The sequence below is a fragment of the Streptomyces sp. NBC_00029 genome (genome assembly GCF_045160505.1).
GTDB lineage: Bacteria > Actinomycetota > Actinomycetes > Streptomycetales > Streptomycetaceae > Streptomyces.
The window spans coordinates 3,640,382-3,653,705 of record NZ_CP108292.1 but is presented as its reverse complement, the minus strand read 5'-3'; the positions used below and the strand labels follow the sequence as shown (position 1 = coordinate 3,653,705).

Sequence of the window (13,324 nt, the reverse complement as noted above, 5' to 3'; positions counted from 1 at the left end):
AAGGTCTTCCATGCGACTGCGCAAAGCCCTTGCCCTCACCGCCGTCCTCTCCGCGGCCCTGGTCACCGCCACCGTGCCCGCCACCGCCGTCGCGGACATCGGTGCGGGCGGCGGCCGGCCCGCGCCCGCGCTGCCCTCCCGTACCCAGGCCGTCTGCGGCGACGGGAAGAGCCCCGCCTTCCCCATCGGGGCGCGCATCCGCGGCGGTCCGGCCGTGTACCGCACCGGCGCCGGGGCGCAGACCTGGTACCTGGACCTGACCAACACCACGAACTCCGAGTGCACCGACATCCACCCGATCGTCGTCTTCACCGACAAGGCCCGCACCCTGCGCCCCGCCCACCTGCGCATGGAGTTCGACGCCCCGGGCGGCACCTTCCCTGTCAGCCTGGAGCGCAGCGACCGCGACGAGATCATCGCCGTCTTCGACGGCGGCGACGCCTTCCCCGGTTTCGCCGTCGGCCCCGGCGGGTCCCTGACCGTCAAGGTGGGCCTCTCCTTCGCCCCCGACGCCCCCGTCGGTGAGGTCGTCGCCGACGCCGCCCTCGTCCAGCGCAAGGGCGACGACGGCGACTGGATCGGCGAGGCGGGCGGCTACCAGTTCTCCGTCGAGGGCCCGGCGGATCCCGTCGCGGCGGGCGCCCTCGCCCGGACCGGCCAGCGCGAGTGGGCGTACGGAGCCGGGGCCGTGGCCGCGCTCGCCACCGGCGGCGGACTCCTGCTGGGGGCCCGCCGGCTGCGCCGCTGCGCACGCTGAACGCTCCGGCCCGATCGGCAGGGCACCCCCCGGCCCCGTGGCCCCGGGGCGTCGGCAGCCCCGCATAGAGTCCCACCGTGGAAGAACAGACCCAGCGCCACCGCCCCGGTTCACCCGTGCGTTCCGGCATCCCCGAGCACGGCCGCATCCCCAAGTACTACGCCGTCAAGGCCCGGATCGCCGAGCTCCTCGACGAGCTCGGCGAGGGCGGCGCGCTGCCCACCGAGCGCGATCTCGCCGAGCGGTACGAGGTGTCCCGCGAGACCGTCCGCCAGGCCCTGCGAGAGCTGCTGCTGGAGGGCCGGCTGCGTCGTTCCGGCCGTGGGACCGTCGCCGCGGGGCCGAAGCTGGAGCAGCCGCTCTCCCTCGCCAGTTACACGGAGGGTGTGCGCCGCCAGGGCCGCCGTCCGGGCCGTCACCTCATCGGGCTGGAGCAGTTCCCCTGCCCGCCCGACGTCGCTCCCGGCATCGGGGCCGAACCGGGGGAGCCCGTATGGCACCTGGAGCGGGTCCTGCTGGCCGACGACGAGCGCGTGGGCCTCGAGAGCACGTACATCCGGGTGGCCCGGGCCCCTCGCCTGGACAGCGATTTCCCGCCCGACTCCTCCTTCTACGGATACCTCCGCGACCGTCTCGGCATCTCCTTCGGCGAGGCCGACGAGAAGCTGGAGACGGTCCTGGCGACCCCCCGCGAAGCCCTGCTGATCGGCACCCCGCCGGCGCTCCCCATGCTGCTCATCCACCGCTTCTCGCGGGACCAGGACGGCCGGCCGCTGGAACGGGTGCGTTCGCTCTACCGCGGCGACCGGTTCAGCTTCACGACCCGTCTGCGTGCCGAATAGCGCCGCACCGCAGTGCGGCGCGCCGCGCCGCGCCCACGGCGTCGAGCGGCGCAGCGATGTCCTGCCGTACCGGCCCATAAGGGGCGCGCTTGCATCACGAAACAGTAACGGGTCTAGTCCAAGTGTCGAGGCGTGTTCACCGTCGCGTTGCCGTACGGCCCTTCCCGGGTCACCGGACGAACCCACCGTTGTCGCCGTGAGAGTCATAGTCGTCGGAGGCGGCGTGGTCGGCACCATGCACGCCTGGCAAGCAGTGGAACGCGGCCACGAGGTCGTCCAGATCGAGCGAGAAGCGGAGGCCCGCGGCGCGTCACTGCGTAATTTCGGCCAGATCTGGGTCAGCGGACGGGCCGGGGGAGAGGAACTCGACACCGCCCTGCGGGCCCGCGAACTCTGGGAGCGCATCGGCGCGGAGGTGCCCGGCCTGGGCTTCCGCCCGAACGGTTCCCTCACTCCCGTCCGCACCCCGCGCGAACTCGCGGTCGCCGAGGCGGCCCTGGCCCGCCCGGACGCCGCCGCCCGGGGCTACCGGCTGGTCACCGCGGCCGAGGCGCGCGGGATCAACCCGGCCCTGCGCGGCGCGTTCGAGGCCGCGCTGTGGTGCGAACGGGACGCGGCCGTCGAGCCGCGCACCGCACAGCTCCACCTGCGCGAAGCTCTGCGCACGCGCGCCGCCGGCCGCTACACCTTCCTCACCGGTCGCGAGGTCCGCGAGGTGGTCGGCCCCGCGGCCGTCCGCGACGACCACGGCGACGTCCACCGCGGCGACGCGGTCGTCCTCGCCACCGGCGCCTGGCTGTCCGGGCTGGTCCGCGAACTGGTCCCCGACCTGCCCGTGCGCCGCGTCCGCCTCCAGATGATGCAGACCGACCCGCTCGGCGAACGCCTCACCACCTCGGTCGCGGACGCCGACAGCTTCCGCTACTACCCGGCCTACAAGTCCCCCGCCCTCGACGCCCTCAACGCCGGGCAGGAGCAGGCGCCGGTCGCCGCCGAGCACAGCATGCAGCTGCTGATGGTCCAGCGCCGGGACGGCGGACTGACCATCGGCGACACCCACGAGTACGAGCACCCCTTCGCCTTCGACACCCTCGAAGACCCCTACGAGCACGTCGCCGCCGTGGCCGAGTCCTTCCTGGGCCGCCCGCTGCCGAGGATCCGCCACCGCTGGGCGGGCGTGTACGCCCAGTGCACCGACACCACCCGCGTCGTCGACCGCCGGCAAGTGGCGAACGGCGTCTGGCTGGTGACCGGACCCGGCGGTCGCGGCATGACCTGCTCGCCCGCCATAGCCGAGACCACCGCGAACGAACTGGGCTGGTAAGTCAGATGAACGACCTGAACACCGCGCACAAGCTGATCGTCCTCGACATGGCCGGCACCACCGTCTCCGACGGTGGCCTCGTCGAGCGCGCCTTCGGGCGGGCCGCCGAGCGCCTCGGAGTCGAACCCGGCACCCCCGACCACGCCGCGAAGCTCCAGTACGTCCTCGACACCATGGGCGAGTCCAAGATCTCCGTCTTCCGCCACCTCTTCGGTACGGAGGAACTCGCCCGGCGCGCCAACTCCGCCTTCGAGGAGGCCTACGGGGAACTCGTCGACAGCGGTCTCGTCACCCCGCTCCCCGGCGCCCGAGCCGCGATCGAGCAGCTCCGCGCCGACGGCCGCACCGTCGCCCTGACCACCGGGTTCGCCCGGGTCACCCAGGACGCCATCCTCGACGCCCTCGGCTGGCAGGACCTCGCCGACCTCACCCTCTGCCCCGCCGACGCGGGCGGCCGCGGCCGCCCCTACCCGGACATGGTGCTGACCGCGTTCCTGCGCACCGGCGCCGTGGCCGACGTGAGCGACGTCGTGGTCGCGGGCGACACCGCCTACGACATGCTCAGCGGCCGCCGCGCCGGCGCCGGGATCGTGGCGGGCGTCCTCACCGGCGCCCACGACCGCGCCGCGCTCGTGCAGCACGGCGCGACCCACGTCCTGGCCTCCGTCGCCGAACTCCCCTCCCTCCTCGTGGAGTCACCGTGAGCGGGATCCGCTTCGACGGGGTCAGCGTCGCCTACGGCGGCAACACCGTCCTGGACTCCCTGGACCTGACCGTCGAACCGGGCGAGGTGATGGCCCTGCTCGGCCCCTCCGGCTCGGGCAAGACCACGGCCCTGCGCGCCGTCGCCGGCTTCGTACGGCCCCTCGCCGGCCGGGTGCTGATCGGCGGCCGCGACGTCACCGCGCTCCCGCCGCACAAGCGCGGCATCGGCATGGTCGTCCAGCAGTACGCGCTCTTCCCGCACATGCGGGTCGAGGACAACGTCGCCTTCGGCCTCAAGGCCCAGAAGGCCGCAAGGGCCGAGATCCCGGGGCGCGTCGCCGAGGCCCTGGAGATGACCGGCATGGCCGCCTACGCGAAGCGCCACCCGCGCGAGCTCTCCGGCGGCCAGCAGCAGCGCGTGGCCATCGCCCGGGCCCTCGCGATCCGCCCCGGCGTGCTCCTGCTCGACGAGCCGCTCTCCGCGCTCGACGCGCAGCTGCGCTCCGGGATGCTCGCCGAACTGGCCCGGCTGCACCGCGAACTGCCCGACGTATCGATTCTGTACGTCACCCACGACCAGGTGGAGGCGCTCACCCTGGCCGACCGGATCGCCGTCATGGACCGGGCCCGGCTGCAGGACTGCGGGACCCCGCAGGAGCTGTACCGGGCCCCGCGCACCGAGTTCACCGCCTCGTTCGTCGGCAACGCGAACCTGCTGCCGGTGACGGTGGCCGAGCGCGGCGCGGTCTTCGAGGGCCGGACGCTGGCCCTCGACCGCGGGCGCGCGGCGCCGGGCTCGACGGCCACCCTGTGCGTACGGCCGCACCTGCTCGGCCTCGGGGCCGGCCCCAACGCGCTGAGCGGCACCCTCGCCGAGGTCCAGTGGCGCGGCTCGACGCACCGGCTGTACGTGGACATCGGCGGCCACCGGGTGAAGGCGGACCTCCCCGAGCTGCGGGAGACTCCGGCGCCGGGGGACCGGGTCACCCTGCACTTCGAGCCGCGGGACGCGGTGCTGCTGGGGGCGGGGGTGTCCCGTGCCTGACGCCTCGCGGCGGGCCGCGCCCCGTACGGCCGTCGGCCCGCTCCGGGCCGAACCCCCACGGGGCTCCGCCCCGGACCCCGCGCCTCAATCGCCGGCGGGGCTGGGAGGGCAGGGCTCCGCGCCTCACACGCCGGCGGGGCTGAAAGATCGGGACCCCGCGCCTCACACGCCGGCGGGGCTGGACCGGCTGCGCGTGCCGGGCAGTCTGTGGGCTCTGCCGCCCGTGGTCGTGCTTGCGCTGGTGTTCCTGTATCCCCTCGCGCTGGTCGTCCAGCAGTCCCTCACCCCCGAGAACGGCGGCGGCGCCTTCGACGCGTACGCCTCCGTCTTCGCCTCGCAGAGCTTCCGCGAGGCCCTCGGCACCACCGTATGGCTGGCCGTCGGAGCCACCGCCGGCTGTCTCGTCCTCGGCTTCGCGCTCGCGCTCGTCATCGCCTTCGTGCCCTTCCCCGGGGCCCGCGCCGTCGCCAGGTTCATCGACGTCTTCCTCTCCTTCCCCTCCTTCCTCATCACCCTCGCCCTCCTCTTCCTCTACGGGACCGTCGGCATGGCCAACGGCCTGGTCACCGGCCTCACCGGCGCCGCCGAGGGGCCCTTCCACTTCCTCACCACTCCCTGGGGCGTCCTGCTCGCGGAGATCACGTACTTCACGCCCTTCGTGATGCGCCCGCTGCTCGCCGCCTTCTCCCAGCTGGACACCGCCCAGCTGGAGGTCGCCGCCGGCCTCGGCGCCCGGCCCGCCCGGATCGTCCGGCAGGTGATCCTGCCCGAGGCCCTCCCCGCGCTCGCCGCCGGCGGCAGCCTCGTGCTGGTCATGTGCCTCAACGAGTTCGGGATCGTCCTGTTCACCGGCGCCAAGGACGTCACGACCCTCCCGATGCTCATCTACGGCAAGGCCATCCTCGAATCCGACTACCCGGCCGCCTGCGTGGTCGCCGTCGTCAACATCGCGATCTCCGTCGGACTCTTCGGTCTCTACCGGGTGGTGGGCAAGCGTGCTGGTGCGTAGCAAGAGCGGCCGCTGGGCCGCCTGGGGCCTCTTCGGCCTCCTCTTCCTTCCGCTGTTCGCCCTGCCCCTGCTCGTCGTGGTGGCCGCGTCCTTCTCCACACACTGGTCCGGGGCCCTCCCCTCCGGCCCGACCACCGCGAACTACGCCGCCGCCGTGCGCGGCGAATCCCTCCGGGCCCTCACCACCAGCCTGGTCACCGCCGTCGCCGCCAGCCTCCTCGCGCTCACCGTCGGCACCTGGGCCGCGCTGGCCGGCGCCGCGCTGCGCAAGCGGGGCAGGCGACTGCTGGACGCGCTGTTCATGCTGCCCGTCGCCGTGCCGTCCGTGGTCGTCGGCCTCGCCGTGCTCGTCGCCTTCAGCCGGCCGCCCGTCCTGCTCAACGGCACCGGCTCGATCGTCGTCCTGGCGCACACGGTCCTCGTCACGGCGTTCGCCCACCAGTCGGTCTCGGCGGCGATCGTACGACTCGACCCCGCGTACGAGCAGGCGGCGGCCTCCCTGGGCGCCCGTCCCGCGTACGTCCTGTGGCGGGTCAGGCTCCCCCTCCTACTGCCGTCCCTCACGGCCGCGGCCGGTCTCTGCTTCGCCCTGTCCATGGGCGAGCTGAGCGCCACGATGATGCTCTACCCGCCGGACTGGATGCCCCTGCCCGTCCGCATCTTCACCGCCACCGACCGCGGTTCGCTCTTCAGCGGCTCCGCCGTCGCCGTGGTCCTGATGGCCACCACCCTGCTGGTCCTGCTGGCCGTCTCCCGCGTTCGCACCAGGGCCTCCTACCGCTGAACCCCGTACGCCCACCCCACCCCCGCCGACTCCCTTTCCCCGTAAGGAAGTTCCATGACCGGCAAGAGATTCCTCCGCACCGCCCTCGTCCTCACCGGCAGCCTCGCCCTCGCCGCCCCCCTCACCGCCTGCGGAGGCTCGCCCTCCGCCGACTCCCGGGCCGGCGAGAAGGTCGTCACCGTCTACAGCGCCGACGGCCTCAAGAGCGAGAAGGGCGACGGCTGGTACGACAAGGTCTTCGCCGACTTCACCAGGAAGACCGGCATCGAGGTCAAGTACGTCGAGGGCGGCTCCGGCGAGATGGTGCAGCGCGCCGTCCGCGAGAGGACCAACACCCAGGCCGACGTACTGATCACCCTGCCGCCCTTCATCCAGCAGGCCGACGGCAAGGGCCTGCTCCAGTCCTACGTGCCGCAGGGCTCCGACAAGGTCAACGGCGCGGACAAGTCCCCCGACGGCAGGTGGACCTCGGTCGTCAAGAACTACTTCGGCTTCGTCTACAACAAGAAGGAGCTCGCCGAGGCGCCCAGGACCTGGGAGGAGCTGCTGGACGCCAAGTACAAGGGAAAGCTGCAGTACTCCACCCCGGGCGTCGCGGGCGACGGCACCGCCGTGCTCATCAAGTCGATGCACGACTTCGGCGGCAAGGAGCCGGCGATGGAGTACCTGAAGAAGCTCCAGGCCAACAACGTCGGCCCGTCCTCCTCCACCAGCAAGCTCGCGCCCAAGACCGACAAGGGCGAGCTGCTCGTGGCCAACGGCGACGTGCAGATGAACTTCGCGCAGTCCAGGTCCATGCCGAACCTCGGCATCTGGTTCCCGGCGAAGGAGGGCGGCAGGCCCACCAGCTTCGCCCTGCCGTACGCGGCCGGCCTCGTCGACAAGGCCCCCCACACCGAGAACGGCAGGAAGCTCCTCGACCACCTGCTCAGCGAGCAGGCCCAGCAGCTGGTCAGCGGGGTCGGGGGCGGCTTCCCGGCGCGCACCGACGTCAAGCCGACCGACGCCAACGCCGTCGAGCTCACCAGGATCATGACGGGTGTGGAGATCTTCGAGCCGGACTGGGCCGACATCGGCAAGAACCTCACCGGTTACGTCGATGCGTGGAAGTCGGCAACCGGAAGCTGACCGGTTACTTCCTGGCCACCCAGGAACGGCAGAGTGACGCTTGCATAACCGGTCTGGACCGAGGACCTCACCCTCGGCCCGGACCCGGCACCTGCGCAATGCCCCCGCTCCGTCCGCCGCTCACTTGCTCCCAGGAGGAGTACGTGTCCCCTGTTCTGCCCGGACGTCGTGCCGTCGCCGCGACCGCCGTCACCTCCGCCCTGATCGCCGCCACCGTGGCGGCCACCCCCGCAGGCGCCGCCGGCGCGGCGGCCAACACCGACAAGGTCCTCGTCATCGGCATCGACGGCGCGGTCCTGGACCGCGTCAAGGCCGCGAACGCGCCGAACCTGAACGGCCTGATGGCCCAGGGACTGACCGCCCGCAGCACCCTCTACGCGAGCCCCATGGCCGCCACTTCCTCCGGCCCCGGCTGGTCCACCATCGCCACCGGCGTCTGGCCCGACAAGCACGGCGTGAAGGACAACTCCTTCACCGGCAAGAACTACACCGCCCACCCGGACTTCCTGACCCGCATCGAGAACGCCCGGCCGGAGCTCAACACGTACGCGGCCGCCGACTGGGAGCCCATCACCTCCACCGACCAGAACGGCCCGATCTTCTCCCCGAAGGTGGACAAACGACTCTCCCTCAAGGGGGACCGCGACGGCTACCGCAACGAGGACCCGAAGATCGCCGCCGCGGCCGAGGCCGAACTGCGCGACCGGAACCCGGACGCCGCCTTCGTCTACCTCGGCGAGATCGACGCGGCCGGTCACTCCTACGGCGCCGCCAGCCAGCAGTACCTCGACACCGTCGCCCGCGTCGACGTCCTGGTCGGCCGGCTCCTCACCGCGGTCCAGAACCGCCCGACGTACGCCCAGGAGAACTGGAAGGTCCTGGTCACCACCGACCACGGCCACACCGACTCCGGCGGCCACGGCGGCTCCACCATCCAGGAGCGCGGCACCTTCGTCATCGCCAGGGGCGCGGGAATCCCGGCCGGCTCGGTACGCGAGGACGTGAAGCTGGTCGACGTCGCCGCCACCGCGCTCGCGCAGGTCGGCGTCGGCGCCCCCGGCCTCGACGGCGTACCGCTGAACGCCCCGGACGGCGACCCCTTCGACACGCTGCGCCCGAACCTCCGGGCCCGCGTGGACGAGACGGGCATCCCGGCCGGCGTGAAGGGCTTCACGCACACCCCGCCCGCCGGCTGGTCCGTCGACAACTCGAAGATGGGCACTGGCGGTGTCACCGAGTGGGCCGGCTGGGCCTTCGCCACCGACGAGTTCTGGAGCCAGTCGCAGCGCGACCAGTGGCGCGAGCTGAACGTCCGCTCCCGTGACGTCTTCGCCGTCGCCGACTCCGACGAGTGGGACGACAAGAGCCACACCGGCACCTTCGACTCCACCCTCATCACTCCCAAGTGGGCGGTCACCGGAGGCAGTACGCGGAATCTGACCTTCCGGACCCACTACCGCCAGGAGGCCGGCCAGACCGCCCAGGTCCTGGTCTCCTACGACGGCGCCGCCCCGACCGTGGTGAAGTCCTACACCGCCGACGCCGTCGCCAGGTCCGAGTCCCTCGCCCTCCAGGTCCCGGCCGGCGCCACCGACGTCCAGATCCGCTTCCGCTACAGCGGTGACAACAACTGGTACTGGACCGTCGACGACGTCCGCCTCGGCTGATCCGCCCCGGCTGATCGCCCCCCGTGGTCCGGGCTGTGGACGGCAGGGACGTCCGCAGCCCGGCCCGGATAGGGTGGTACAGACCAGAGGTCGCAGGTCACCGAGAGCGGAGAACAGTCCCGTGGCAGAGCGCAAGCCGATCGAATCCTGGCTCACCGACATGGACGGGGTCCTCATCCACGAGGGCACCCCGATCCCTGGCGCCGATGCCTTCATCAAGCGGCTGCGCGAGTCCGGCAAGCCCTTCCTGGTGCTGACCAACAACTCGATCTACACCCCCCGCGACCTCCAGGCCCGGCTGCACCGGATGGGCCTGGACGTTCCCGTCGAGAACATCTGGACCTCGGCGCTGGCCACCGCGAAGTTCCTCGACGACCAGCGGCCGGGCGGCACGGCCTACGTCATCGGTGAGGCCGGTCTGACCACCGCCCTGCACGACATCGGCTACATCCTGACCGACCACGAGCCCGACTACGTGGTCCTCGGCGAGACCCGGACGTACAGCTTCGAGGCGATGACCAAGGCGGTCCGGCTGATCAACGCGGGCGCGCGCTTCATCTGCACCAACCCCGACGAGACCGGCCCCTCCACCGAGGGCCCGCTCCCGGCCACCGGCGCGGTCGCCGCACTGATCACCAAGGCGACGGGCAAGAAGCCGTACTTCGCCGGCAAGCCGAACCCGCTGATGATGCGGACCGGCCTGAACGCCATCGGCGCGCACTCGGAGACCAGCGCGATGATCGGCGACCGGATGGACACCGACGTGCTGGCCGGTCTGGAGGCGGGCATGCAGACCTTCCTCGTCCTCACCGGTCTGACCACCGAGAAGGACACGGAGAAGTTCCCGTTCCGCCCGACGAAGACGGTCGCCTCGATCGCGGACCTGGTCGACCTGGTCTGACGCGCACCGCCCGTCGCGTGTGGCGTACGGCCGAACGGGCCTACCGCGTTTGGGGCGTACGGCCGACACGTACGGCGCCGCTCCGGATGCGCGGCGGCGCGGCGCGCGTGAATCTCCTTGTCGAGGAGGTTCATCATGCGCAGTGTTCCGATCGCTGTCCGCGCCACCGTGATGGCCGTCACCCTGGCGGCATTCTCGGCGGTGACCGCGCCGATCGCCCTCGCGGGCGAGGAGGACCGCGGTGGCCGCGGAGACCGCGGCAGCATCACAGTCGACCCGAATCCGGCTCACCCCGGAGCGCAGGTCAAGCTGCGCGTCCAGGGTTGTGACGGCAACCGCGGATCGGCCAAGTCCGCCGCCTTCGTGTCGGACGTCGACCTCTACGGCCGGGACGGCGGCCGCAGCCCGCTCTACGGCGACGCGATGATCAGCTCGCACGTCTCGCCGGGCTGGCACTCCGTCCGGGTGATGTGCGACGGCCACGAGAAGATCAGCGGCTCGGTCCAGATCTCCCAGTACCGCCCCTCGCACCACCCCAGTCCCATCTGGCCGGTCCACGCGGGCGGCGGCGGCATGGCCGCCGAACTCGCGGCGGATTCGGCCAAGAAGGACCACGATGCCGACGGCCCGGGGCTGCCGCACACGGTGATCGGCGCCATCCTCGCCGCGGTGGCCACCCTGGCCGTGGCGGGCCGGGCGCTGGCCCTGCGCCGCCGCCGCAGCGGTGAGTGAGGGCGGTGAGTGAGGACAGGGCCTCCTCCGGCGGCCGGCTGCTGACCTTCGCCGCCTGGGCGGTGCTGGTGCTCGGCCTGTGGCTGTGGGGCCGCCAGCTCACCGTGCCGCCCGCCCCGCCCGCGGGTCCGGCGGGCGGCACGGTGGGCCGGGGGCTGCCGGCCGCGCACGCGCCGCTGGCCGGGTCCCTGCCCCAGCGCGTCGACGTGCCCTCCATAGGCATCCAGGCTCCGGTGATCTCCCGGGACCTGGACAAGGACGGAGCGATCGACCCGCCCCCGTACGATCAGCCGGGCACGGTGGGCTGGTGGGGCCGGGGCACCCAGCCGGGGACGGCCGGGGCGGCGCTGATGGTGGGGCACGTGGACACCCGCTCGAAGCCGGCCGTGTTCTACGGCCTGAGCTCGGCGCAGCCGGGCGACAAGGTACGGGTGGTGCGGGCGGACGGTTCGGTCGCCGAGTTCACGGTCGAGGACGTACGGGTCTACGAGCGCGCGGCCTTCGACGCGCACAAGGCCTACGGCCAGCGGGTGCGCGGCCGTGCGGAGCTGAGGCTGGTGACCTGCGGCGGCACGTACGACAAGGCGGCCAAGGAGTACACGGCGAACGTGGTGGTCTCCGCCTACCTGACGGGTGTGGGAGCCCGCCCGGGCGAACCGGGCACCGCAGCCTGAGCAGATACGAGCAGGCCTGAGCAGGCCTGAGCAGGCCTGAGCGAACTTGCTCGGGTCGGACCGGAAACGAGGAAGCCCCCCGCAGCTTTCGCTGCGGGGGGCTTCCTCCGTCTGTGCGCCGCCAGGGACTCGAACCCCGGACCCGCTGATTAAGAGTCAGCTGCTCTAACCAACTGAGCTAGCGGCGCTTGCTGACAGAGAAAACTCTACCCCACGTCCGGGGGTGCCCGTGACCAGCCACGCCCACCTTGTCCGATTAACCCATGTTTGGGGGGTTTATCGTGCACGATATGTCTGCGCGTGCCGCATCTGATGCTCTATCAGGTGCGGCTCCCGCCGACCAGTGGACGAGTGGACGAGCAGGGGAGTGGACGGAACCGCATGACGATGCAGCCTCCGACGCATGTGCAGATGCCGATGCCCGGTTTCGAGGAGTACGAGCCCGCGGGCGACTGTGCGTGCCGGGGCTGCGCCCAGCGCCGCCGCGCCCTCGCCCGGGCGCGGGCCATACCGCTCCGGGACGGGGGGCACCCGGCCGCACGCGGAGCCCGCCGGGCGCTGGTGCTGGCCACCGCCGCGGGAGTCGTCCTGGGCGGCGGGAGCATGACCGCGATGGCCGTCACCACCCCTGCTCCGGGGCCGGTGGCACTGGACGACCCGGGCTCCCCGCAGGGCGCCCGGACCCCGCTGCACGGCCCCAAGGGCGGTCCGGTGGGACAGCCCGGCGCTCCGGCCACGCCGGGCACCGTGCGCCGCATCGACCGCGCGACGATCATCAACCGGGCGAAGCTGTGGCTCGACGCCAAGGTCCCGTACAGCATGTCCGAGTACTGGACGGACGGGTACCGGCAGGACTGCTCGGGCTACGTCTCCATGGTCTGGAACCTCGGTACGAACGAGTGGACCGGCAGCCTCGACAAGTTCGCCACCAAGATCACCAAGGATGAGCTGCTGCCGGGGGACATGCTGCTCTTCCACAACCTGGCGGACCCCAACAACGGCTCGCACGTGGTCATCTTCGGTGGCTGGGTCGACGAGACGCACACGCACTACGTCGCCTACGAGCAGACGCGCCCGAACACGCGGAAGCTGGCCACGCCCTACGGGTACTGGGCGAACGCGACGAAGTACGTCCCGTACCGGTTCAACGGGGTGCCGGGCGGGATCCTGCCCGAGGCCCCGGGCGCCGAGCCGCCCGCGGCCGGCCCCAAGCCGGGGGACGCGAAGACCTTCCCGGGCGCGGACAAGTTCGGCCCCGGCGCCACGAACGACCACGTGGCCCAGCTCGGCCGGATGCTGATCGAGCGCGGCGCGTACCGCTTCTACCCCAAGGGGGTGGCCGACCGGACGTGGAGCGAGCACGACAAGCTCGCCACCGCCGCCTTCCAGCGCGCACAGGGCTGGACGGGTGCGGACGCCGACGGCATCCCGGGCACGCACACCTGGAAGCTGCTGGTCGAGAAGCAGGGCAAGAACATCCCGCCGACGGTGGCGGGCGCGCCGGGACCGGGCGGGGTACGGGCCTTCCCGGGTGCCGCGGTGTTCCGTCCGGGCATGTCGCACGAGGCCATCAGGGCCCTCGGCCGGCAGCTGGTGAAGAAGGGCTTCGGCAAGTACTACACATCCGGTCCGGGCCTGCGCTGGAGCGAGGCCGACCGCCGCAACGTCGAGGCGTTCCAGCGTGCGCAGGGCTGGACCGGCGCCTCGGCCAACGGCTACCCGGGCCCGGAAACCTGGCGCCGGCTGTTCGCATGAC

13 protein-coding genes and 1 tRNA gene are annotated in these 13,324 nt (G+C 72.3%); 13 read left to right on the top strand and 1 reads right to left on the bottom strand.

What is annotated here, in order from left to right; genetic code table 11:
• The first annotated feature begins 10 nt into the window (after positions 1 to 10).
• The 12 genes from OG753_RS17195 (at position 11) to OG753_RS17140 (ending at position 11,568) form a co-directional block, all read left to right on the top strand.
• Entirely contained in the window at positions 11 to 757 is a 747-nt protein-coding gene (locus OG753_RS17195) for a hypothetical protein (protein WP_327262653.1), read from the top strand.
• A gap of 77 nt (positions 758 to 834) precedes the next feature.
• Positions 835 to 1,599 (top strand): GntR family transcriptional regulator, encoded by a 765-nt coding sequence (locus tag OG753_RS17190; protein WP_327262652.1) that lies wholly within the window; start codon positions 835 to 837, stop codon positions 1,597 to 1,599.
• Positions 1,600 to 1,795: 196 nt separating this feature from the next.
• The gene (locus tag OG753_RS17185) at positions 1,796 to 2,923 is read left to right on the top strand and encodes a TIGR03364 family FAD-dependent oxidoreductase (RefSeq protein WP_327262651.1); all 1,128 of its coding nucleotides are present in this window, start codon (positions 1,796 to 1,798) and stop codon (positions 2,921 to 2,923) included.
• Positions 2,924 to 2,928: 5 nt separating this feature from the next.
• Positions 2,929 to 3,627 (top strand): phosphonatase-like hydrolase, encoded by a 699-nt coding sequence (locus tag OG753_RS17180; RefSeq protein ID WP_327262650.1) that lies wholly within the window; start codon positions 2,929 to 2,931, stop codon positions 3,625 to 3,627.
• Complete coding sequence (locus tag OG753_RS17175; protein WP_327262649.1) at positions 3,624 to 4,673, top strand: ABC transporter ATP-binding protein; 1,050 nt, start codon at positions 3,624 to 3,626, stop codon at positions 4,671 to 4,673. The genes OG753_RS17180 and OG753_RS17175 overlap by 4 nt, the downstream gene beginning before the upstream one ends.
• A 100-nt stretch (positions 4,674 to 4,773) precedes the next feature.
• A complete protein-coding gene (locus OG753_RS17170; RefSeq protein ID WP_405792699.1) occupies positions 4,774 to 5,682 on the top strand; it encodes a 2-aminoethylphosphonate ABC transporter permease subunit in 909 nt (302 codons plus the stop codon).
• Positions 5,669 to 6,466 carry an ABC transporter permease subunit gene (locus OG753_RS17165; RefSeq protein WP_327262648.1) on the top strand — a complete coding sequence of 266 codons (798 nt, stop codon included), beginning with the start codon at positions 5,669 to 5,671 and terminating at the stop codon, positions 6,464 to 6,466. The genes OG753_RS17170 and OG753_RS17165 overlap by 14 nt, the downstream gene beginning before the upstream one ends.
• 54 nt (positions 6,467 to 6,520) lie before the next feature.
• Positions 6,521 to 7,594, top strand: coding sequence for a 2-aminoethylphosphonate ABC transporter substrate-binding protein (locus OG753_RS17160; protein ID WP_405789061.1), 1,074 nt, complete (start codon positions 6,521 to 6,523; stop codon positions 7,592 to 7,594).
• A gap of 98 nt (positions 7,595 to 7,692) precedes the next feature.
• Positions 7,693 to 9,261: an alkaline phosphatase family protein gene (locus tag OG753_RS17155; protein ID WP_405789060.1), complete on the top strand. Its 1,569-nt coding sequence runs from the start codon at positions 7,693 to 7,695 to the stop codon at positions 9,259 to 9,261.
• Positions 9,262 to 9,382: 121 nt separating this feature from the next.
• Positions 9,383 to 10,162, top strand: coding sequence for an HAD-IIA family hydrolase (locus tag OG753_RS17150; protein ID WP_327262645.1), 780 nt, complete (start codon positions 9,383 to 9,385; stop codon positions 10,160 to 10,162).
• 135 nt (positions 10,163 to 10,297) lie between these two features.
• The gene (locus OG753_RS17145; protein WP_405789058.1) at positions 10,298 to 10,894 is read left to right on the top strand and encodes a hypothetical protein; all 597 of its coding nucleotides are present in this window, start codon (positions 10,298 to 10,300) and stop codon (positions 10,892 to 10,894) included.
• Positions 10,895 to 10,899: 5 nt separating this feature from the next.
• Entirely contained in the window at positions 10,900 to 11,568 is a 669-nt protein-coding gene (locus OG753_RS17140; protein WP_405789056.1) for a class F sortase, read from the top strand.
• Positions 11,569 to 11,682: 114 nt separating this feature from the next.
• On the opposite strand, the gene OG753_RS17135 is transcribed toward OG753_RS17140, so the two are convergent.
• Positions 11,683 to 11,756 (bottom strand) — tRNA-Lys (locus OG753_RS17135).
• Between the two features lie 223 nt (positions 11,757 to 11,979).
• On the opposite strand from OG753_RS17135, the gene OG753_RS17130 reads away from it, so the two are divergent.
• Positions 11,980 to 13,323: a peptidoglycan-binding protein gene (locus tag OG753_RS17130; RefSeq protein ID WP_405792697.1), complete on the top strand. Its 1,344-nt coding sequence runs from the start codon at positions 11,980 to 11,982 to the stop codon at positions 13,321 to 13,323.
• Position 13,324 lies beyond the last annotated feature (1 nt).